Here is a 21,051-nt window from a genome sequence, read left to right on the forward strand (position 1 = left end):
ATAACCAGAACGGGAAGCGTTGAAATACTGATGGAGCAGAATTTGAAACTACTTGATAGTAGGCAGGCAAAGAGAAAAACCGTCGTCTTTGACTTCGATAAAACCCTGTTCAATGGTGATTCCGGATATTTGTTTTACCGGTATCTGATATGCGCATCCAAAAGGAAGATTGTTCTGTTTCTTCTTTTATTCCCGCTGCTGTTTATTCTATTTTCGTTCAGAAAAACCAGGTTGATGTCGTTGCACCTCGTGTGCTGGTTGGCTACGTTGGGCGTGACAGGTAAGGATCTCAAATTGAGATTGAGTGAATACTATCAGCAACTATCTGAAAAGCAGGATGTACTGATTTATGAAAGTGCATTGGAGGAGATACTAATAAGACAAAGGGAAGGCTACCGGATTGTTATCATTACCGGAGCCCCATCCTGGGTGGCAAGATATATCGCACGGCAATGCCGTATTCCTTTTGACAGGATCATCGGCTCGCGTCTCACACATACATTCTATGGTCTGTTTACTTCAGAATACTGCTTTGGCAAAAATAAACTGACGATGGCTACACAGAAAAAAGAATGTTTTGAACAATGGGTGCACGGTTATACAGACAGCTTGTCTGACATGCCTGTTATGGATAAATGCAAGCAAAGCATTACACTTATCAATCCCTCTGAAAAGTTAAAAGGTCGGGCAGAGCAACTCGCCGGGGAGAAAGTCAGAGTAGCGGAGTGGGTGTAATTAAGGGTAAGAATGAGAGATAAAAAAACGGCTTCGTAATGAAGCCGTTTTTGTTTACGCTTTCGGTGTAACCAGCAGCATAACCTCACCGCCACTGGCAGGGGTGAAGGTAAAGCGATACACACCGGTTTTCTCAGGTGTGAACTGCAGGTTTTCGGATTCGGTGCCGCAGACCATGTAAATGGAAGACTGCACCATGACAACCTGACCTTTGTAGCGCGCACCACAAGTCTGATCCGGCGTCCAGAAACCGTCAGATAAACGGAAGTCATAGGGTTGACCATCAGCAATCAAATCAACATCCACGTACCAGCCTTGTGAACCTTCCTTTAGCTGATATTTAGCATTGGCTTCCCACCAGTTAAAAACACCACGCAGGTAAAGGTTCTCAAATTTAATTTCCGGCGGTTCCATGATGCCGGGTAAACTGACTACGCTCCGGCTGCTACACCCGGAAAGGAAGACAAACATTAATAAAAAAGCGAACTTTTTATTCACTGTGACTCCACTAAAAAAATGCCCGACATTGATGTAGCCGGGCATCGTTAAAAAGGCGATACCAGTTACTGTTTAGTCAGTAACGAAATATCAGCGGTTTCAAGGAACTGCTGTCTTAATACAGACAACAAGGCCAGCCGGTTGTTCCGTACGGATTCATCTTCAGCCATTACCATGACATTATCGAAGAAGTTATCAACGGCTTCCCTGAGAGTCGCCAGAGCGCTCAGCACAGCATTATAGTCCTGTGAAGCAACACCAGCTTTCACCTCAGCCTGAACACCTTCCAGCGCTTCGTACAGTGCCTTTTCAGCATTTTCCTGGAGTAGTGCGGTATCTACAGACCCTGCAACATTACCTTCCTGCTTGGCGAGAATGTTCGCAACACGTTTATTGCCTGCTGCAAGTGCTTCTGCCTCTTCCCGTTCCTTAAACGCGGCTACCGCCTGAACACGTGCTGCGTAGTCTGCAGGACGGGTAGGACGACGGGCTGCAACGGCCTGAATAACATCAATACTCACACCCTGGTCCTGTAACAGGGCAACAAAGCGTCCAAGTACGAAATCAACGACCTGCGTTTCGGTGTCTGCATTGGTAAGCTTATCGCCATACACTTCAACAGATTTAGCCACCAGAGTTTCAAGATCCAGTGCTAAGTCCTTTTCAGTGATGATACGAAGTACGCCAATTGCTGCGCGGCGAAGTGCGAAGGGGTCCTTATCACCTTTAGGTAACTGACCGATACCAAAAATACCCACCAGCGTATCCAGTTTATCTGCAAGAGATACTGCTGCGCTGACACCGGATACAGGTAATTCATCGCCGGCAAAGCGGGGCATATATTGTTCATACAATGCGTCAGCTACAAGAGGGGCTTCACCATCATTGATAGCGTAGTACTTACCCATGACGCCCTGCACGTCCGGAAACTCCATGACCATCTGCGTCATTAAATCCGTTTTTGCCAGTAAACCGGCACGCGCAGCTGCTTCAGTGTCATCACCTGTCTGCTCAGCGATAAACGCTGACAACGCAGAGATGCGGTCAGATTTATCTTTAAGCGTACCCAGTTGTTTCTGGAATAACACGGTTTCGAGACTGCCAAGACGACTCTCCAGCGAGGACTTCTTATCAGTGTTGAAGAAGAATTCCGCGTCAGCAAGTCGGGGGCGGATAACCTTTTCGTTACCGGAAATAACCTGAACAGGATCCTGAGACTCAATATTACTGACGAACAGGAAACGGTTATCCAGCGCACCGTCTGCTGATAACAGAGGCACATACTTTTGATCATCTTTCATGGTGTAGATAAGTGCTTCTTTGGGCACTTCCAGGAAAGACGCTTCAAAAGATGCCTGCATGACTACCGGCCATTCAACGAGAGAGGCGATCTCTTCCAGCAGACTTTCATCGTAATCAGCTTTCAGGCCAAGAGTATCAGCGGCCTTTTCCAGTTCGTTACGGATGTACTCAGCACGCTCAGAAAAATCAGCTATAACGTAGTGAGACTTCATGGCTGCAGCGTAGCTATCAGCATGGTCAAGTTCAAATGTAGCTTCACCATGGAAGCGGTGGCCTTGAACTACGCGACTGCTGGCTTTACCTAATACAGTCAAAGGTAACAGTTCGGCGCCGTACAAAGCAGTAACTGTGTGTACCGGACGAATAAACTGAGTTGTTGAACTTCCCCAGCGCATCGCTTTAGGTATAGGTAGCTTACTGATGGCCTGATTCACCAGACCTTCAATGAGTTCACCGATGCCTTGTCCTTCGACACTGGCGCGGTACAACAACCACTCGCCTTTATCTGTGACCATACGTTCTGCATCAGCAACTTCAATGCCGTTGCCCCGTGCCCAGCCCATGGCCGCTTTAGTCGGATTGCCGTCGGCGTCGAATGCTGCTGACACGGCAGGACCACGCTTTTCTACCACTTTATCTTCCTGTGACCCGGCAAGATCAGATACAGATACTGCCAGACGACGGGGAGCTGCAAACCAGTGAATGCCTGAGTAGGCCAGTTCTGCGTTATCCAGTGCTGCCTGTAGATTAGCAGCAAAGCTCTCACCCAATGATTTAAGGGCTTTCGGTGGCAATTCTTCTGTACCAATTTCTACCAAAAGATTTTCAGTGCGCACGATTACTGCTCCTTATTACACAATGGGAAGCCGAGGGCTTCGCGGGCCTGGTAGTAGCTTTCAGCACAAGCTTTTGCCAGCGTCCGGACACGTAAAATATAACGCTGTCTTTCAGTCACTGAGATGGCGTGACGGGCGTCGAGTAAGTTAAATGCGTGCGACGCCTTCATTACCTGCTCGTAGGCGGGCAATGGCAGATTTTTTTCAATCAGTAACTGGCTGGCTGCTTCACATTCATCGAAAGTCCTGAACAGGAAGTCTACGTTGGCGTATTCGAAGTTATAGGCTGACTGTTCCACTTCGTTCTGGTGGAATACATCGCCGTAAGTTACTTTGCCCATCGGACCGTCAGTCCAGACTAAATCGTAGATGCTGTCTACGCCCTGAACGTACATCGCGAGACGTTCCAGACCGTAGGTGATTTCACCGGTAACCGGTTTGCACTCCAGACCACCCACTTGCTGGAAGTAAGTGAACTGAGTCACTTCCATGCCGTTTAACCAGACTTCCCAGCCCAGACCCCATGCACCCAGGGTAGGGGATTCCCAGTTATCTTCTACGAAACGGATATCATGTACCAGCGGATCAAAGCCCAGCTCTTTTAGTGAGCCCAGATATAGCTCCTGAATATTATCAGGAGACGGCTTCAGCATGACCTGAAACTGATAATAGTGCTGCAGACGATTGGGGTTTTCGCCATAACGGCCGTCTGTAGGACGGCGGCAAGGTTGAACATAAGCACTGCTGATAGGCTCCGGACCTAAAGAACGCAGGAATGTCATCGGATGAAATGTACCTGCACCTACTTCCATATCCAGAGGCTGGATAATCACGCAACCCTGGCGTGCCCAGTAATCCTGCAGTGCGAGGATCAAACCCTGAAAGGTTTTAATATCGTATTTCTGCATGTTTGCTGCTTATAACTGACCAATGTAAAGGTGGAGTAGTATACAATTTGTAAGCTGATGAATGTAGGCTGAAACAGCGAAAACTGACTAAAAAGCGCGTAATTAAAAGGAGAAACGCCATGACAGTGCCACCTGATGTTAACCGTTGCGGCTGGGTATCAGATGATGAGGAGTATAAGCTTTATCATGACACGCACTGGGGGCGGCCGGAAATGGACGATGTTGCACTGTTTGCGAAGCTTTGTCTTGATGGTCAGCAGGCCGGATTGTCCTGGATCACCATTCTGAAAAAGCAAAAAAATTACGAAACACTGTTTCATCAGTTTGATCCGGAAAAAATAGCGCAAATGGGGGAGCAGGATGTTGAACGTCTGATGCAGGAACCCGGTATTATTCGTAACAGACTAAAAATTAAAGGCATCATTGCGAACGCAAAGGCATATCTGGCCATTACAGAGAATATGTCATTCAGAGATTACATCTGGCAGTTCACTGACCATAAAACCATTATTAACAGCTGGCAGAACTATAAAGATGCTCCGGTAAGTTCAGCAGAGTCCGTACTGATGGCAAAGACACTGAAAAAAGCTGGTTTTAAATTTGTCGGAGAAACGATTTGCTATGCCTACATGCAGGCGGTGGGAATGGTAAACGACCATACGGTCACCTGTCATTGTTACCAGGCTTGTTGCGAGGAGGCGAGGCGTTAGCCGTTGCAGGGCTGCGGCCGTGTTAAATACGGCCGCAAAGAGAGCTGTCAGTTATTTCGATTCTGAAGTACGTTGACTGAGGTTTTCGCTCCAGCTTCTTATCGCATCCAGTTCCCTGAGAACGCGGGATTCGTATTCAGATTCAATTTGCTCCCGTGCATCATCCTGCTTCTTACGCTCTTTTAACGGAAGCTGCTTGCGCTCTTCCAAAATAGCAAAGCCACTGATTTCCACGTACAAAGCATGAATGTGAGGAAACTCAGAGCGGTAATCAGGCGGGGTTTCCAGTGGTAAAGCGTTTAACAGCTTCGTGATCCGGATAGCACCTTCAGATAACTCACATTGTTGTTGCTGCATCGCTTTGCTGATGACAATAATGCTTTCTGTAATGTTTTCTATCCGTCCGTCGCGGGCCGCTTTATGCCGCTCATTTTGTTGTTTAAGCATGAAAAGCAAACGGCCTGCGTAAAAACCGAGGCCGAGAATAATGACTAAACCGGCAATGATAGCAATGGTTAACCACATAAAACCTGACACCTTTAGTCTTTAAATTCGTCCATACTCATGGCATCGAGACTGTCCATCGGATCGTCATCATCTTCATCGTCGCTTTCAGCAATACCCAGCAGATCACACAGGATACGATGTCGTGCCATTTTGTCATCAACGTATTGTTGTTCAGCTTTTGAAATGGCTTGTCCTTCATCCAGTTTATCCAGCAAATCAGATAAACGGTTATCTGCTTCCAGAGCTGCCAGTTCATCAGCCGGTGTTGCATACTTTTTCACTGCCGCACGGGCTACCGGTGCTTTAATCAATTGCACTGGTTTTTTACTGCCATGACGGGGATCTTTGTTCACCCGTACCGCCTTCGTTTGCTCTGGTTTTGACTCAACAACATTACGGCTTCCCGCTGGATTACCTTTATGTTTGTTTGTCTTTGAGGAATTCTCAGAGCCGGCGGGCTTCTTTTTCCGGAAGTCCGGATCTTTACGGACACCAATGCGACCAATTTTTCTGGTCTTCTTCGAACGGGACGACATAGTTGTCTCCTGCTAATAAAAACTAATTACCGGATTATACCAGGTATCTGTGATTGCTTCTTCAACAAAACAACGTCTTTGCTATAAAGAGTGACGTCATACCCATATTGTTTACCAATAAAGGCGAAGGTTTGATCAGAGAAAAATGATACGTGGGTGAGGTCGTTTTTGTAATGCCAGCTGGCAAATTTCAATGCGCTTTCAACACGCTTGGTCATAATGACAAGCACACCGTTAGCGGCTAACAACCGGGTTAACAATGAAATCTCACGGTGCGGCGTATGGAAATGTTCTATGGCTTCCGTACAGGTAATAAAATCATAGTACCCGGATGTTTCAAGGGCAGTGCTGTCATCAGCATAAAAAGGGTCGTATACCGACATATGATAACCGGATTCGCTTAACATACCGGCGAGCACCGGGGCCGGCCCGCATCCGAAATCCAGTCCCTGTGCCGGCGGGGTGACCGTGGCCGTTACAGGCTCCATCGCTCGCTGTAAAAATCGACGGTAGCCCTCATCTTCAGCGTTGTTTTCATGGAGATCATATTCCTGCTTTTCTCTTTCTGCGGAGGGCAGAGAGCGTCCGTCAACAAATACCAGATCACACCGCTGGCACTGATGAAACTGTCGACGTTTATCTTCGTGATAAAACTGAATGTCTGAATGCTGACAAAGAGGGCAGGTAAGTTTTGGCATCGGATTAAAAAGGATGAATGCTATTTGTGAAGTGTAACAGGCGCCGGAAAGAAAAAAGGTGATGGCCTAAACCATCACCTCGTTTATCAGTGTCTGATGACACCTCTCCCGTATTTGCACTAAGTGCAAGGGTGTGCTCCCCTTATTCTTATTTTTCACAGAGCTGGAATTATTGTTCAAGGTCTTCCTGACACTTTATCCAAAATCCTATACTGTTGCTTTTTATTATTGTTGTATAGCCGGTGCGCTTTCAGGCAAAGCACCAAACTTGAAGTTGTATACTACAGAACAAATTTCAAAAAACAAGGTAATTTTTACAATTAATTAACAAGCTTTGTATAACAAGTACTTAGTGCAGGCCTGCCAGGTAGTTTGACAGTATTTCGATATCTTCATCTGTAAGTTTCATCGCTATATCCCGCATCATTGCGTTCATATCGTTGGCGCGCTGACCGGCTCTGAAACCTTTCAGCTGTGCGGCTACGTAATCGGTATGTTGACCACTGATATCCGGAAACCCGGCCAGACCCATGCCATTACCATCCGGACCGTGACATGCGCTGCAGGAGGGGATCCCACGTTTTTCATCACCGCCGCGATATAAAGCCTGACCCGCAGCAACATAATTTTCTGGCGTTTCGCCGGCTTTTGCTTCCTGAGAGGCAAAATAGGCGGCTAAGTCAGCCATGTCCTGTTCGGAGAGAGGTGCTGCCATACCATTCATGACTGCGTTGTTCCGACCTTCCTGACCACCGGTCTGAGAAGCCAGTTTGAACTCTTTTAGTTGTTTTTCCAGGTATCCAGCATGCTGGCCGGCGATCTTCGGATTCATAGGAATCATAGAGTTACCGTCCATTCCGTGGCAAGCTGCGCACACGGCCGATTTCGCTTTACCGGCTTCAGGGTCGCCTGCCGCCATGGCATTTGTGGTGAAACCTAACGTCATACAAACAACTAAACACAGTTTTTTCATAACTAATCTCTACAAAGGACCAAACGGCTTCGACGATATACGTGATATCATTGTATTTTACACATTTAGCACGCCAGAAAAACCTATTCCATAATAAAACTATGGTTTTATAACCGTTTTCTGACAGGTGTCAAATAAATTAAAATTAAATGCAAAGTATAGACGGATATTCAACATGTCGTATTACACAAAAGCTAAGTTTCTGATGAGCGCGCCTGATATCCGCCATCTAAAGCAGGATGAGGGCATAGAAGTCGCCTTTGCCGGCCGTTCAAACGCCGGAAAATCAAGCGCGTTAAATACACTGACAAGACAAAAGAACCTGGCGAGGACCAGTAAAACACCGGGCCGGACCCAGCTTATCAATATCTTCGAACTTGATGAAACCCGCAGGCTGGTTGACTTGCCGGGCTATGGCTTTGCGCAGGTTCCTATTGCAATGAAAAAGAAGTGGCAGGCCTCGTTGGGTGAGTATCTGCAAAAGCGGAAAAGCTTGCGGGGGCTGGTCGTCATGATGGATATCCGTCACCCGTTTAAAGATCTCGATCAGGATCTTATTTACTGGGCTGTTGATGCAGGGTTACCTGTTCTCGCACTTCTGACCAAAGCGGATAAGTTAAAATCTGGTAAACGAAAAGAGGCATTTATGTTTGCCAGAGATGCGGCGCTTGCCTTTAACGGAGATGTCACTGTTCAGGCATTCTCGTCTTTATCAAAGATTGGTGTAAGCGAAGCGGCTGCTGTTCTGGATAAGTGGTTTGAACTGAATGAGGAGGAGGACGCTTAGGCGTTTTCTGGATTTCTTGTGCCTGAAAGAAAAATCCCCGACCAAAGTGGCCGGGGAAAAGGACTGAGAGAAAACACATAAAAACCGAAGATATAGAGTGTCCCTGAAGCCGGTTAGTTCAAATTAATTGAAAAAAAATAGAATTTTTTTTGAGATTTATTTTATTTTTCAATAAAAACAATTGGTTGAGTGCTTTCGGAATGACTTTTCTACGGGCATAAAAAAACCCCGGTAAAACTACCGGGGTTAAAGCAAAGGTTTGAAAACAGCTTTCTCACCTCTGTACCCTACATCCATTAGGGTACAACAGAATGCTGAAAAGGCAAGTTAAATTGTAATAAAATTACCAAATGTCGGTGATTGTCACGATAAATACGCCATATACTGTAATCTACTTACTGTTTTAGTGTGCCTCGTCCCAATTTTCTCCCGTACCGGCTTCAACCTGTAAAGGAACTGACAGGGCGGCAGCCTGTTCCATCAGGGCTACAATGCTGGCAACGCGTTCTTCCACCACTTCTTCTTTAATTTCAAAAACCAGTTCATCGTGAACCTGCATCATCATAAATACGTCACTGGCGGCTTCTTTTTGGATCCACTCATCAACACGCAGCATTGCCAGTTTGATGATGTCAGCCGCTGTACCCTGCATAGGAGCATTAATTGCCGCACGTTCTGCACCTTTCCGGCGGGCACCGTTACTTGCTTTAATGTCAGGCAGATACAGTCTGCGCCCGAATACCGTTTCAACATAGCCGGTTTCTTTCGCGTGCTCACGGGTTTTATCCATATAGCGCAGTACGCCCGGATAACGTTCAAAATACAAATCCATGTATTTTTGTGCGTCGTTACGGGGAATATTCAGTTGTCTGGACAAACCAAAAGCTGACATGCCGTATATCAGTCCGAAGTTGATAGCTTTCGCGCTGCGACGCTGATCTGCAGTTACTTCCTCAAGTGGCACTGAAAACACTTCAGACGCTGTGGCCTTATGTATGTCTTTGCCCTGCGAGAATGCATCAAGCAAACCCTGATCTTCAGAAAGATGAGCCATAATACGCAGCTCTATTTGAGAGTAATCCGCGGCGACAATCTTATAACCGTCCCGTGGCACGAACGCTTGCCGTACTCTGCGGCCTTCTTCAGTGCGGATAGGGATGTTCTGCAGGTTAGGATCTGTGGAAGACAACCGTCCCGTTGCGGTGACTGCCTGATGATAAGACGTATGCACACGGCCTGTACGGTGATTGATCATCTTTGGCAGCTTGTCTGTGTAAGTATTTTTAAGCTTTGTCAGACCACGGTATTCCATGATCATTTTAGGAATAGGGTAGTCCAGCGCCAGTTCTTGTAATACTTCTTCCGACGTAGACGGGGCGCCTTTGGGCGTTTTCTTGATCACAGGCAAAGACAATTTCTCAAACAGAATCTGTTGCAGCTGTTTAGTTGAACCTAAGTTAAATGTTTCACCCGCGGCTTCATGCACACTGGCTTCCAGTTCAGTTATACGCTTAGCCAGATCCTGGCTTTGCTGATTCAGCTTTTGTGAATCTATCAGCACGCCCAGCTGTTCCATCCTGGACAGTACGCTGGCCAGTGGCACTTCGACATCCAGTAATAAATTTTTCAGTGGTTCGTGCTGTTCCAGCCGGCGCCAGATTTCTTCATGCAACCTTAAAGTAACGTCTGCATCTTCGGCGGCATAAGGCGCGGCTTCGTTCAAATCAATCTGATTAAAGGTAAGTTGCTTCGCTCCCTTACCGGCAATCTCTTCAAAGTGGATTGTTTTGTGATTCAGGTACGCCATCGCCAGTGAGTCCATGTCATGGCGGGTTGCCGTGCTGTTTAGCACGTAAGACTCAAGCATGGTGTCAAAAGCAATGCCCTGTAAATTGATGTCGTAATTGGCCAGGACGTTTTTGTCGTACTTCAGATGCTGGCCAACCTTTTTAACTGAATCTGATTCCAGCAACGGCTTTAATGCACCAAGCACGTAATCACGGTCAAGTTGCTCCGGTGCATCAGGATAGTCATGTGCTACCGGTACGTAAGCGGCTTCTCCCGGTGCCGTACTGAAAGATACACCAACAACTTCAGCTTCCATATAATCGAGACTGGTGGTCTCAGTATCAAATGCAAAAAGTGGTGCCTGTTCCAGCTTCTTCAGCCAGTTTTCAAAAGCCGCTTTATCTGTAACGGTTTCGTATTTGCTTTTGTTGATGTCTGATAGTGCAGGAGAGTCGTCTTCACCGTTACTTTCGTCAGTTTTTGCGCTGGTAGCAGATTCCTCTGCGGCTGATTCGGATGAGACTTCAGAAAACCAGCGCTTAAACTCATATTCGGCAAACAGGGCGGCAAGCTTTGTGTTATCAGCTTCCGACGGCACCAGCGTTTCCGGCTGGAAATCCATCTCAACATCCAGCTTTATTGTCGCCAGGTCATAAGATAACCGCGCCTGCTCTTCATACTCACGCATCTTATCAGCCATGGTTTTGCTGCCACGGAATGAAAGGCCTGCGATAGCGTCCAGATTCTCATAAATGGCTTTAATGCCACCGATCCCGTTCAGCAGTGCCTGTGCACTTTTGTCGCCTACTCCCGGCACGCCCGGAATGTTATCGACTTTGTCCCCTTTAAGGGCCAGAAAATCAATAACCAGCTCCGGAGAAATACCGAATTTTTCCTTAACACCCTCAGTCGTCATGATTTGGTTGTTCATGGTATTGATCAGCGTGACATGCTCATTGACCAGCTGAGCCATATCTTTGTCACCTGTACTGATGAGTGTGTCGATCCCTTTTTCGGTGGCCTGACGTGAAAGGGTTCCGATCACATCATCGGCTTCTACACCTTCTTCCACGATGATCGGCAAGCCCATTGCCCTGATAATGTCATGCAAAGGTGCAATCTGAGATCGTAATTCTTCCGGCATCGGCGGACGGTTTGCCTTGTATTCTTTATACATGTCGTCGCGGAAGGTTTTTCCCTTGGCATCGAAGACTACCGCCATGTGAGTGGGGTTGTACTGACGGATAAGGCTTCTCAGCATGTTGATCACACCGTAAATCGCACCGGTATCCTGACCTTTAGAATTTGTCAGTGGAGGTAAACCATGGAAGGCGCGGAACAGGTAAGAAGATCCGTCAACCAGAATAAAGGGAGGAGTTTTGTTTTCAGACATAAGGAAACTTAAATCGCAGGCATTAGTAAAGTGAGCAGAATGCCACAGGCCGCCTGTTAAAGCCATATAACCGTCTGCGGAGCTGTTCGATCCACAAAAGTGGATCGCCTGTGGATAACTTTGTGATCAAAATAAAAAGAAGTTGGATCGGGCACACAGATCTAATACGGCAAAAAAATCCGTAGATCTTTATATATAAGGTTTTGCAGGAACTCGAAGAGATGTCATTACCTTGACGAATTCTTCCCTGATAGTGTGGATAACTTGGTGAATTAAGAATTTGGTGTTTAACCAAGTTGGTCAGTTAATGTAGCATACTGATAACAAACAGTGACAGCAGAGTTTGATAATTTTTGTATAGTTTTTGTTTGTTTTTTAATCGCAAATGGCATAACGCCTGCTGTGGCTGGCTTGCAGAGCAAAGGAGAGTGTAACGTGAAAAAAGTAGCAGTGATTTTAAGTGGAAGTGGTGTATTCGACGGCACTGAATTACATGAAGCAGTGATTACTTTATTGGCGATTCGCAGCAATGGCGCTGAATATCAATGTTTCGCACCGGATGTCATGCAAATGCATGTGGTAAATCATCTTACCGGTGAAGTGGCTGAAAACGAACAGCGTAATGTGCTGGTTGAATCTGCCCGTATCGCCAGAGGGGAAATTAAACCTGTTACCGAATGTCAGCCTGACAACTTTGACGCCATCATCTTGCCAGGTGGTTTTGGTGCGGCCAAGAATCTGTGTACATTTGCAGTTGATGGTGCAGACTGCTCTGTGAATGAAGATGTACTCACTGTATGCAGAGCATTTGCAGAGGCGGGTAAACCGGCCGGTTACGCTTGTATTGCTCCGGCACTGGCAGCAGCTGTTTATGGCAGTCAGCGTAAGGTGACCATTGGCAATGATGAAGGTGCTGCCGCAGGTATTAATGCACTGGGTGCTGTTCACGTTGACTGTGCAGTAGATGAGATTGTAATTGATACCGACGCCAAACTGGTAACCACGCCTGCTTATATGCTCGCCGGGGACATCCTTGAAGCAAAGGCGGGGATCGACAAAATGGTCGAAACTGTACTGGCAATGAATTAAAACCTCCCCGCAAGGCGGGGAGTATCGGCGAATGGGACTTTCCCTTTCGCCCTTGTCACCGCATAATGTCAGCTATTGGGGTAGTACACACAACCATGCCTGGCATGGGAAAAAAACAATAAGGTTCAACGGCACATGCACTATCGTGCAATCGTAAGGATTCTCGGATTACTTGTTGCACTGTTCAGCGTGACAATGATCCCACCGGCACTGATATCGCTGATGTTTGAAGATGGAAGCGGACTGCCTTTCATCATTGCATTCCTGCTTTGTGTGGGCACGGGCATGATGATGTGGTATCCGAACCGCTATCACCGCAAAGAACTACGTGCGAAAGAAGGCTTTCTTATCGTAGTCCTGTTCTGGACAGTACTGGCAAGCTTCGGTGCGATTCCGTTTATCTTGCTTGAACAGCCCAGCATGACCGTGACCGACGCATTTTTTGAATCTTTTTCCGGCCTCACTACCACGGGTGCCACCGTGATAGAAGGTATAGAGTTTCTACCCCATTCAATTCAATTCTATCGTCAGCAATTACAGTGGCTGGGCGGTATGGGTATCATTGTACTGGCGGTGGCAATCCTGCCTATTCTGGGTGTCGGGGGTATGCAGCTTTACCGGGCAGAAACGCCGGGCCCTGTGAAAGACTCCAAGATGACACCCCGTATAGCCGATACTGCCAAGCATCTGTGGTATATTTATTTATCGCTGACCATTGCCTGCATGGTAGCTTACTGGCTGGCCGGTATGGACTGGTTTGATGCGATATGCCATTCCTTCGCCACCGTCGCGATAGGTGGTTTTTCTACCCATGATGCCAGTCTGGGCTATTTCGACAGTCCCATGGTGAATGTGATTTGTTCTGTCTTTCTGCTGATTGCGGCACTGAATTTCTCTTTGCATTACGCAGCAGTAAGTTCCCGTTCCCTGAAAGGGTATTTACGGGATCCGGAATTTAAGGCATTTCTGTTTATTCAGTTTACGCTGATCATGATTTGCTTTCTGGTGCTTACATTATCCGGCTATTACACCTCTGCAGAGGAAGCGCTGGATCAGGCTATGATTCAGGCGGTGTCTATCAGTACCACTGCCGGTTTTGCCACCACTGACTTCTCATCCTGGCCGGCGTTCCTGCCTATTTTGCTGATATTCTCCAGTTTTATCGGCGGCTGTGCGTCCTCAACGGGCGGTGGTCTGAAAGTAGTACGGGTACTGTTACTGTTCCTGCAGGGCAAACGTGAAGTTGATCGCCTCATTCATCCTAAAGCCGTGTACTCGGTAAAGCTGGGCGAAAGAGCGATGCCTGACAGGGTAGTAGAGGCCGTGTGGGGATTCTTTTCTGCTTATGCCATCGTGTTTGTGGTGATCATGATTGGCATGATTGCTACGGGTCTGGATAACATTTCTGCTTTTACGGCAACCGCTGCATCGTTGAATAACCTCGGCCCGGGTCTGGGCAGCGTAGCGGGTACTTATTCAGAGGTGAGTGACGGAGGTAAATGGCTGCTGGTACTGGCAATGGTATTCGGACGGCTGGAAGTATTTTCACTGCTGGTACTGTTCTCACCTACGTTCTGGCGCAGCTGAAGCAAACACACTGCGCGGAACGTGGTATCAGTAGATCACTAGTTATCAGCCGAAGAAGAATGCGCTTGGCTGGAACAGCTTCTCTACATCATTGATGTATTTCTTATCTACCAGAAAAAGAATCACGTGGTCGTTGGCTTCTATCTTCGTATCACTGTGAGCAATGATTACCGTATCTTCCCTGACGACAGCTCCGATTGTTGTGCCGGGCGGTAATTTGATATTGCCGATTTCACGGCCCACCACTTTTGAGGTGTTTTCGTCACCGTGGGCAATGGCTTCTATGGCCTCTGCGGCACCACGGCGCAGAGAATATACGTTAACGATATCACCGCGGCGAATATGGGTAAGCAATGCGGAAATCGTTGCCTGTTGGGGAGAGAATGCAATATCAATTTCACCTCCCTGTACCAGGTCCACATAAGCACTGCGCTGGATAAGCACCATGGCCTTTTGTGCACCCATACGCTTAGCCAGCATCGCTGACATGATGTTTGCTTCATCATCGTTGGTGACAGCAATAAAGGCATCTACCTGATCGATACTCTCTTCATTCAGTAATTCAGGATCAGAGGCATCACCACAAAATACGATGGTTTTATCCAGATTCGCAGATAAATACTGTGCGCGTTCAGGGCTGAATTCAATCAGCTTCACGTTGTGTTTGTGCTCGAGACGTTTTGCCAGGCCAGCACCGATAAGACCGCCGCCGGCAATCATAATGCGTTTGTAGCTGGATTCCAGTTTCTGCAGTTCACTCATTACCGCACGGATATGTTTGGTGGCAGCAATGAAGAATACTTCATCATCAGCCTCTATCACCGTCGTGCCCAGCGGGCGGATTGGACGGCCGCGACGGTAAATTGCCGCAACACGGGTTTCCACGTTGGGCATATGTTCTTTCAGGGCTGATAAGGCGTGTCCAACCAGCAGACCGCCATAGTAGGCTTTAACCGCAACAAGGCTCGCTTTACCTTCGGCAAATTCCACAACCTGAAGCGCACCGGGATAATCAATAAGACGTTTAATTGCAGTGGTTACCAACTGCTCAGGCGCAATGATGTGATCCACAGGAATGTTATTTTCCTGGTACAACTGTTCCTGATAAATGATGTATTGCTCACTGCGAACGCGGGCAATTTTAGTCGGGGTTTTAAACAGACTGTATGCAACCTGACAGGCAAGCATGTTACTTTCATCGCTATTTGTAACAGCGATCAGCATATCGGCGTCTTCAGCGCCGGCTTTTTTGAGAATATCAGGGTGGGAACCCACGCCTTCGACTACCTGAAGATCTAGGCGGTCCTGAAGGGCTCGCAGTATAGTGGGATCTGAATCAATCACAGTGATCTCGTTCTTTTCACCAACCAGGTTTTCTGCCAGAGTACCGCCAACCTGTCCCGCGCCAAGAATGATGATTTTCATTGATGTAATTCAGACTCTTACTAGTTTAATGAGAAGACTTTATCAGTCTCGCGTAATAGAAACCATCCATTTGTTCCTCACCGGTTGCTATCTGCCGGCCGGGGAAATCTCTGCTTTCACCCTCACAAAGCTCAGACAATTCCGCATCTGTAGTACGTGCCAGGAATTGCTTTATTTGTTCACGGTTCTCGTCAGGCAGAATGGAACAGGTGGCGTACAGCAAGGTGCCACTCGGCTTCAACAATGACCACATAACATCGAGAATTTCCGACTGCAATGCACCAAGTGCTGCAATATCAGCAGGCTTTCTCAGCCAGCGAATGTCTGGATGACGACGGATAACGCCGGTTGCAGAGCAGGGCGCATCCAGCAGAATGCGATCGAATAATTTCCCGTCCCACCATTGATCGGGACGCAATGCATCACCGGTTTTAATTTCAGGATGATGCTTTAACCGCGTCATATTCTCTTTAACCCGCTCAAGGCGTATTGCATCGCTGTCGATCGCAATACAGCGGGCCAGTTCAGGCTGAACTTCAAACAGATGACCGGTTTTGCCGCCCGGAGCAGCACAACAATCCAGTATGGTTTCACCGGGTTGCGGGTCCAGGTAAGGTGCGGCAAGCTGAGCTGCGCCATCTTGCACCGCAAACCAGCCTTTGTCGTAACCCGGCAGTGCAGTAATGTCGCTGCGGGTGATAAGTCTTACCGCCTGAGGGTGGGAAGCCACTGTTTCAAACGGGATGTTCATTTCAGTCAGGGCATCACAAAAGGTTTCACGTGAAACCTGGCACGTATTCACCCTTAACCAGATAGGCGCCTGATCATTGGTTTGTTCAATAATGCGGTCGGCCACCTGTGGGTAAGCATCCTGAATGCGTTTAAATAGCCATTTGGGTAATCCGCTTGCAATAATGGGATCGTCTACCGGCTTATCTGCCAGCCCCAGGCGTTCGAAGTTACGCAGGATAGCGTTAACGAGTCCTTTTAAAGAGATACCACCCAAATAAGAAGCAGCATTCACTGTTTCGCTTACTGCTGCGTGAGATGATACCCGGCTGAAAGCCAGTTGATAGAGACCAAGCAGCATCAGATGCTCGAGGATCTTCTTATTCCCTTTCAGAGGCTTATCGAGTAATCCCCGCAACCAGAATTGGAGAACTGGTAGTTGACGCATGACACCCAGCGACATCTCCTGAATCCAGGCGTTATCTTTTCCGTGATGCCGGCGTTGCACTTTAGCAAGACATTCTCTGCTGGATTTACCATTTTCCAGGATCTGAAAAATTACCCAGGCAGTATCGGCGCGTAAATTCTTTTGTCTTGGAAGGGGAACCGGCTGAACCGAAGCCATTATGCTTCTCCACCAACCAGTTTACCAGCCACAAACCATTGCTGCCGTGCATTCACAACATCGCCTGCCGGCAACGCTTTTTTGCCGGGGATTTGTAGTTGGGTGATGATTAAATCTTTCGTGGCAGTGGCAATAACGATACCGTGTTTACTGGCACTTACCACTGTGCCCGGTTGTTGTGTTGACGTATTGTCGCTCACATGTGCAGACCATACTTTCACGTTATCCTTGCCGATTTGCATCCACGCCACCGGCCAGGGATTAAACGCACGGATGTTTCTTTCAATTTGCTCTGCGCTTTCCTGCCAGTCGATAAGAGCCTCTTCTTTACTGAGCTTCTTCGCGTAGGAGGCCAGATTATCATCCTGCTTTTCTGCTTTTGCAGTATAGCTTTCCAAATCGTTCAGCACGTTAACCAGAGCCTCAGGCCCCAGCTTCGCAAGCTTATCGTAGAGCGTGGCACTGGTATCTTCCGGTTCAACAGGCAGCCTGGCAATATGCAACATATCGCCGGTATCTAAGCCAACATCCATTTGCATAATGGTCACGCCGGTTTCTTCATCGCCTGCCCACAAAGAGCGTTGAATAGGTGCCGCTCCGCGCCATTTCGGTAAAATAGAGCCATGTACGTTTATGCAGCCTGAGCGGGGCATATCCAGAACAGCCTGCGGCAGTAACAAACCATAAGCCACTACTACCATCACATCAGCGTTCAACTCATTCAGCGTTTCCTGAGCTTCCCGTGCTTTTAAAGAAGCAGGCTGATAAACATCGATGCCATTTTCTTCAGCTAATACTTTTATAGGGCTGGGCGTCAGCTTTTTGCCCCGTCCGGCAGGACGGTCAGGTTGCGTATAAACAGCAATAACCTCATGCTCAGAACCGAGCAGGGCGCGTAAATGGTCGGCAGCAAAATCCGGCGTACCGGCAAAAATGATTCGTAGTGGTGTGGTCACAAATAGTCCTAGGCCTTAGCAGCCAGTCTTGCTTCTTTTTCTAACTTCTTCCGGATACGCTGGCGTTTCAGCGGTGACAGGTAATCAATAAACAATTTACCTTTCAGATGATCCAGTTCGTGCTGAATACAGATAGCCAGCAGACCGTCAGCTTCAAGCTCAAAAGGATTCCCTTCACCGTCCAGTGCTTTAACAGTCACCCGTTCTGCACGGTCTACTTTGGCGTAATTACCGGGTACCGATAAACAGCCTTCCTCACTGATGGTGGAACCATCTTTCGCTGTGATTTCAGGGTTTACGAATACTCTGGGCGTATCCTGATTTTCAGATACATCCATCACTACAACCTGTACATGTCTGTCTACCTGCGTGGCGGCAAGGCCGATGCCTTTCTCATCGCGCATGGTTTCGAACATGTCCGAGATCAGTTGCTTAATTTCTTCATCTACTGACTCAACGGGCTTCGCTACGGTACGTAGGCGTTCGTCAGGAAAACTTAATACGTCTAAAATTGCCATCTGTCGTTCTGCTTCGCTTGCGTGTATGAATTAATATACGATCCAATAGCCAGCGCTATTTACACATTGGTTTCTGATACTATTCTATCGTATAACGGTAACTGCCGTGCAGTTTTTTGCTGGAAATAGCGGATACATGGCCGATATAGAGTCAATGTCGAAAATTTCAACAGGAGTGGTTGGAGCAAACATGACAACCGGATTGATTAAAAAGCGCTTTGCCGCTGCCCTGACCGCAGTGACAGTGATCTTAAGCTCCCTTACAGGGTTAGCTCAGGCAGTCACGTTAAAAGAAGATGCCCCGCAAACCTATACAGTGAAACGCAATGATACGTTATGGGATATTGCCAGCCTGTTTCTGGACAAGCCCTGGCTATGGCCGGAGCTGTGGCGCAACAATACTCAAATTATCAATCCTCATTTGATTTACCCCGGCGACGTTCTTGTAATACGTATTGTCGACGGTCAGCCGGTACTGGTAGTTCAGCGGGATAAAAAACACATCACCCTCGGACCGTCCCTGCGTAAACAAAATAAGCCTGACCCCATCAGTATGTTGCCCTGGTCCGTTATTGCTCCTTACATCAATCAAAATGAATTACTGGATGAAGAGGTCTATGAAAAGCTGCCCCATATTCTCGGTAATCAAACCGGCGATATCCGTTTTGTTACCGACGATTTAGTGATCAGCCGGAGTTACGGCCGATCTTCAGATCAGTATCGTGTAGTCCGCAGACAATCTACTATTGAAAACCTGGACGGAGAGATCCTCGGGATTCAGGTTCATCATGTTGCTGATGCCAATATGATTGACGATACCGTGCCGTTCCAGTGGCTGGTCAAAGTCTCCAAATCAAACTTTGAAGCAGCCCGTGGCGACCGGCTGTATGACGGAGATTTCACAGACCGGCAGGATCTCGTGCTGCAGGCTGCAACGCCTGAACAGCGGGGTTTTGTGGTAGGGAACCTTCATCAGCATCAGTTGCTGGGTAAAGACGATGTGGTCATTGTGGATTTAGGTTCTGAGCAAGTGTCTCCCGGTACTGTGATGGGACTTTATTCTCAGGGGCCAGATATTATTGACGGTGAATTACCCAAATACGCTGGCGAAAGTAATGCCATGTACAGCGTGTTTAACGATGGCAGCACGGTGCATCAGCCGGCCATTAAAATCGGCGAAATCGTCATTTTCAAAACATTTGATAAAGCCAGCTACGGCATCATTACCCGTGCCAGAGAACTGGTGAAGACAGGCGCTATTGTCGCTAATCCTTAACCGGGATAACTCATACCGTAGCTGAGGGGCTTCGGTATGCGGAAAAATCATCAAAACACTTCAATACATTCCTGGCTGACACTGGCATCAGTGCCGGCCATGACTACAGCGAAATGGAATGCGCTACTCAATAAATACAGTATTTCAGCCCGGGCCTTTCTCCATTCCGATGAGTGGATGACAAATCCTGACCATCCTCTTACTTCTGAACAGCTGGCACATATTCGCCAGTTACGGACATCTGCAAATGACAAGCTTCTTGATCAGGCTTATCGCTGGCTGGACAGAGACCCGGCGAATCAGATCATTACCCGGGACATGCCGGACTGGCCATCAGGGTTCAATAGTTTAACATCACCACCATTACTTTTGTTTGCCAGAGGGAATACTTCACGTCTTGGCGATCCGCAGATTGCGGTTGTCGGCAGCAGAATGGCTACCCGGGCAGGTCTTTCAAATGCTGCATTATTTGCCTCAAGGCTGGCCGCTGCCGGTGTCACTGTGACCAGCGGCCTTGCCAGCGGAATTGATGCCGCAGCCCATAAGGCTGCCAATGCCATAGAGGGCAGAACGGTAGCCTTTCTGGGAAGCGGGCCGGATGTTATCTATCCCCGCCGGAACATTCATCTGGCAGAGGAAATCGTCAGTCATAACGGATTGCTCGTGTCGGAGTTTTCACCCGGCACACCACCGAAGCGTCATCACTTTCCTGGCAGAAACCGCTTAATCGCTGCTATTTCAGCCGGTACGCTGGTGGTCGAAGCAACAATAAAGAGTGGTACCTTGATAACTGCCAATCTGGCCGCAGATCTGGGACGCGAAGTGTTCGCTGTGCCGGGCAATATCGCAAATGTGCAGACAGAAGGTTGTCATGCACTTATTCAGCAAGGTGCTAAACTTGTGGTAACTGCAGACCACATCCTGGAGGAATTTAACCATCTTGCCAGATCGCCCGTTGCTGCCGCAGCTGAGCAACAACAAAAAAGTGAAGATCAAAACTTGGCAACCGATAAATTATTAGATAGTGTGGACTTTGATGTAACTGGCGTTGACATCATTGCCGAACGCAGCGCACTGCCTGTATCAGCGGTTATGGCGGCATTATTAGAATATGAACTGCGTGGTCTCGTAACCCCCGTTCCCGGTGGTTACGTCAAATTGAGGGGGAAATAAAC

General features: G+C 47.8%; 19 protein-coding genes. 7 read left to right on the plus strand and 12 right to left on the minus strand.

What is annotated here, in order from left to right:
* Positions 1 to 30 precede the first annotated feature (30 nt).
* Positions 31 to 735, plus strand: a complete 705-nt coding sequence (locus tag ACXAGC_RS03255; RefSeq protein ID WP_474842327.1) for an HAD family hydrolase — start codon at positions 31 to 33, stop codon at positions 733 to 735.
* Between the two features lie 54 nt (positions 736 to 789).
* On the opposite strand, the gene ACXAGC_RS03260 is transcribed toward ACXAGC_RS03255, so the two are convergent.
* The 3 genes from ACXAGC_RS03260 to glyQ all read right to left on the minus strand — a co-directional run bounded on the left by ACXAGC_RS03260 (position 790) and on the right by glyQ (position 4,279).
* Positions 790 to 1,233 carry a hypothetical protein gene (locus ACXAGC_RS03260; RefSeq protein ID WP_474842329.1) on the minus strand — a complete coding sequence of 148 codons (444 nt, stop codon included), beginning with the start codon at positions 1,231 to 1,233 and terminating at the stop codon, positions 790 to 792.
* Between the two features lie 65 nt (positions 1,234 to 1,298).
* The gene (glyS, locus tag ACXAGC_RS03265; RefSeq protein ID WP_474842331.1) at positions 1,299 to 3,371 is read right to left on the minus strand and encodes a glycine--tRNA ligase subunit beta; all 2,073 of its coding nucleotides are present in this window, start codon (positions 3,369 to 3,371) and stop codon (positions 1,299 to 1,301) included.
* 2 nt (positions 3,372 to 3,373) lie between these two features.
* A complete protein-coding gene (gene glyQ / locus ACXAGC_RS03270; RefSeq protein ID WP_119499425.1) occupies positions 3,374 to 4,279 on the minus strand; it encodes a glycine--tRNA ligase subunit alpha in 906 nt (301 codons plus the stop codon).
* 119 nt (positions 4,280 to 4,398) lie between these two features.
* Here glyQ and ACXAGC_RS03275 point away from each other — a divergent pair, with 119 nt between their 5' ends.
* Positions 4,399 to 4,989: a DNA-3-methyladenine glycosylase I gene (locus ACXAGC_RS03275; protein WP_474842334.1), complete on the plus strand. Its 591-nt coding sequence runs from the start codon at positions 4,399 to 4,401 to the stop codon at positions 4,987 to 4,989.
* Positions 4,990 to 5,040: 51 nt separating this feature from the next.
* On the opposite strand, the gene ACXAGC_RS03280 is transcribed toward ACXAGC_RS03275, so the two are convergent.
* From ACXAGC_RS03280 to ACXAGC_RS03295, 4 genes are all read right to left on the minus strand, one after another.
* The gene (locus ACXAGC_RS03280) at positions 5,041 to 5,514 is read right to left on the minus strand and encodes a DUF2489 domain-containing protein (protein WP_474842336.1); all 474 of its coding nucleotides are present in this window, start codon (positions 5,512 to 5,514) and stop codon (positions 5,041 to 5,043) included.
* Between the two features lie 14 nt (positions 5,515 to 5,528).
* Positions 5,529 to 6,032 (minus strand): Der GTPase-activating protein YihI, encoded by a 504-nt coding sequence (yihI, locus tag ACXAGC_RS03285; protein ID WP_303572558.1) that lies wholly within the window; start codon positions 6,030 to 6,032, stop codon positions 5,529 to 5,531.
* A 26-nt stretch (positions 6,033 to 6,058) separates the two neighbouring features.
* Positions 6,059 to 6,730 carry a class I SAM-dependent methyltransferase gene (locus ACXAGC_RS03290; RefSeq protein ID WP_474842338.1) on the minus strand — a complete coding sequence of 224 codons (672 nt, stop codon included), beginning with the start codon at positions 6,728 to 6,730 and terminating at the stop codon, positions 6,059 to 6,061.
* A 349-nt stretch (positions 6,731 to 7,079) separates the two neighbouring features.
* Entirely contained in the window at positions 7,080 to 7,703 is a 624-nt protein-coding gene (locus ACXAGC_RS03295) for a c-type cytochrome (protein ID WP_119499435.1), read from the minus strand.
* A 175-nt stretch (positions 7,704 to 7,878) separates the two neighbouring features.
* On the opposite strand from ACXAGC_RS03295, the gene yihA reads away from it, so the two are divergent.
* Positions 7,879 to 8,490: a ribosome biogenesis GTP-binding protein YihA/YsxC gene (gene yihA / locus ACXAGC_RS03300; protein WP_119499436.1), complete on the plus strand. Its 612-nt coding sequence runs from the start codon at positions 7,879 to 7,881 to the stop codon at positions 8,488 to 8,490.
* Positions 8,491 to 8,893: 403 nt separating this feature from the next.
* Here the strand turns inward: yihA and polA are convergent, their stop codons facing one another.
* Positions 8,894 to 11,671 carry a DNA polymerase I gene (gene polA, locus ACXAGC_RS03305; RefSeq protein WP_474842419.1) on the minus strand — a complete coding sequence of 926 codons (2,778 nt, stop codon included), beginning with the start codon at positions 11,669 to 11,671 and terminating at the stop codon, positions 8,894 to 8,896.
* A 435-nt stretch (positions 11,672 to 12,106) separates the two neighbouring features.
* Between polA and elbB the strand changes: the two genes are divergently transcribed.
* On the plus strand, positions 12,107 to 12,760 hold the full coding sequence (elbB, locus tag ACXAGC_RS03310; RefSeq protein ID WP_349591021.1) for an isoprenoid biosynthesis glyoxalase ElbB: 654 nt from the start codon (positions 12,107 to 12,109) through the stop codon (positions 12,758 to 12,760).
* 135 nt (positions 12,761 to 12,895) lie between these two features.
* Complete coding sequence (locus ACXAGC_RS03315) at positions 12,896 to 14,347, plus strand: TrkH family potassium uptake protein (protein WP_119499438.1); 1,452 nt, start codon at positions 12,896 to 12,898, stop codon at positions 14,345 to 14,347.
* A 45-nt stretch (positions 14,348 to 14,392) separates the two neighbouring features.
* Here the strand turns inward: ACXAGC_RS03315 and trkA are convergent, their stop codons facing one another.
* From trkA to def, 4 genes are read right to left on the minus strand one after another with little or no spacing between them, the layout of a single operon-like run.
* Positions 14,393 to 15,772, minus strand: coding sequence for a Trk system potassium transporter TrkA (gene trkA / locus ACXAGC_RS03320; RefSeq protein ID WP_119499439.1), 1,380 nt, complete (start codon positions 15,770 to 15,772; stop codon positions 14,393 to 14,395).
* 25 nt (positions 15,773 to 15,797) lie between these two features.
* On the minus strand, positions 15,798 to 17,126 hold the full coding sequence (rsmB, locus tag ACXAGC_RS03325; protein ID WP_474842342.1) for a 16S rRNA (cytosine(967)-C(5))-methyltransferase RsmB: 1,329 nt from the start codon (positions 17,124 to 17,126) through the stop codon (positions 15,798 to 15,800).
* The gene (gene fmt / locus ACXAGC_RS03330; protein WP_474842344.1) at positions 17,126 to 18,082 is read right to left on the minus strand and encodes a methionyl-tRNA formyltransferase; all 957 of its coding nucleotides are present in this window, start codon (positions 18,080 to 18,082) and stop codon (positions 17,126 to 17,128) included. The genes rsmB and fmt overlap by 1 nt, the downstream gene beginning before the upstream one ends.
* An 8-nt stretch (positions 18,083 to 18,090) precedes the next feature.
* Positions 18,091 to 18,600: a peptide deformylase gene (def, locus tag ACXAGC_RS03335; protein ID WP_119499442.1), complete on the minus strand. Its 510-nt coding sequence runs from the start codon at positions 18,598 to 18,600 to the stop codon at positions 18,091 to 18,093.
* A 106-nt stretch (positions 18,601 to 18,706) separates the two neighbouring features.
* Here def and ACXAGC_RS03340 point away from each other — a divergent pair, with 106 nt between their 5' ends.
* Positions 18,707 to 19,876: a LysM peptidoglycan-binding domain-containing protein gene (locus ACXAGC_RS03340; protein WP_474842347.1), complete on the plus strand. Its 1,170-nt coding sequence runs from the start codon at positions 18,707 to 18,709 to the stop codon at positions 19,874 to 19,876.
* Between the two features lie 36 nt (positions 19,877 to 19,912).
* Positions 19,913 to 21,049 carry a DNA-processing protein DprA gene (dprA, locus tag ACXAGC_RS03345; RefSeq protein WP_474842349.1) on the plus strand — a complete coding sequence of 379 codons (1,137 nt, stop codon included), beginning with the start codon at positions 19,913 to 19,915 and terminating at the stop codon, positions 21,047 to 21,049.
* The last annotated feature ends 2 nt before the right edge of the window (positions 21,050 to 21,051 follow it).

The sequence above is a fragment of the Alteromonas sp. AWJ4_197 genome (assembly GCF_056160285.1).

Bases quoted from the DNA above. Each gene is read 5' to 3' on its own strand.
- def (WP_119499442.1), bottom strand. From the start codon at position 18,600: ATGGCAATTTTAGACGTATTAAGTTTTCCTGACGAACGCCTACGTACC.
- ACXAGC_RS03280 (WP_474842336.1), bottom strand. From the start codon at position 5,514: ATGTGGTTAACCATTGCTATCATTGCCGGTTTAGTCATTATTCTCGGC.
- yihI (WP_303572558.1), bottom strand. From the start codon at position 6,032: ATGTCGTCCCGTTCGAAGAAGACCAGAAAAATTGGTCGCATTGGTGTC.
- rsmB (WP_474842342.1), bottom strand. From the start codon at position 17,126: ATGGCTTCGGTTCAGCCGGTTCCCCTTCCAAGACAAAAGAATTTACGC.
- ACXAGC_RS03255 (WP_474842327.1), top strand. From the start codon at position 31: ATGGAGCAGAATTTGAAACTACTTGATAGTAGGCAGGCAAAGAGAAAA.
- ACXAGC_RS03315 (WP_119499438.1), top strand. From the start codon at position 12,896: ATGCACTATCGTGCAATCGTAAGGATTCTCGGATTACTTGTTGCACTG.
- glyQ (WP_119499425.1), bottom strand. From the start codon at position 4,279: ATGCAGAAATACGATATTAAAACCTTTCAGGGTTTGATCCTCGCACTG.
- polA (WP_474842419.1), bottom strand. From the start codon at position 11,671: ATGTCTGAAAACAAAACTCCTCCCTTTATTCTGGTTGACGGATCTTCT.
- yihA (WP_119499436.1), top strand. From the start codon at position 7,879: ATGTCGTATTACACAAAAGCTAAGTTTCTGATGAGCGCGCCTGATATC.
- ACXAGC_RS03275 (WP_474842334.1), top strand. From the start codon at position 4,399: ATGACAGTGCCACCTGATGTTAACCGTTGCGGCTGGGTATCAGATGAT.
- ACXAGC_RS03290 (WP_474842338.1), bottom strand. From the start codon at position 6,730: ATGCCAAAACTTACCTGCCCTCTTTGTCAGCATTCAGACATTCAGTTT.
- trkA (WP_119499439.1), bottom strand. From the start codon at position 15,772: ATGAAAATCATCATTCTTGGCGCGGGACAGGTTGGCGGTACTCTGGCA.
- dprA (WP_474842349.1), top strand. From the start codon at position 19,913: ATGCGGAAAAATCATCAAAACACTTCAATACATTCCTGGCTGACACTG.
- ACXAGC_RS03295 (WP_119499435.1), bottom strand. From the start codon at position 7,703: ATGAAAAAACTGTGTTTAGTTGTTTGTATGACGTTAGGTTTCACCACA.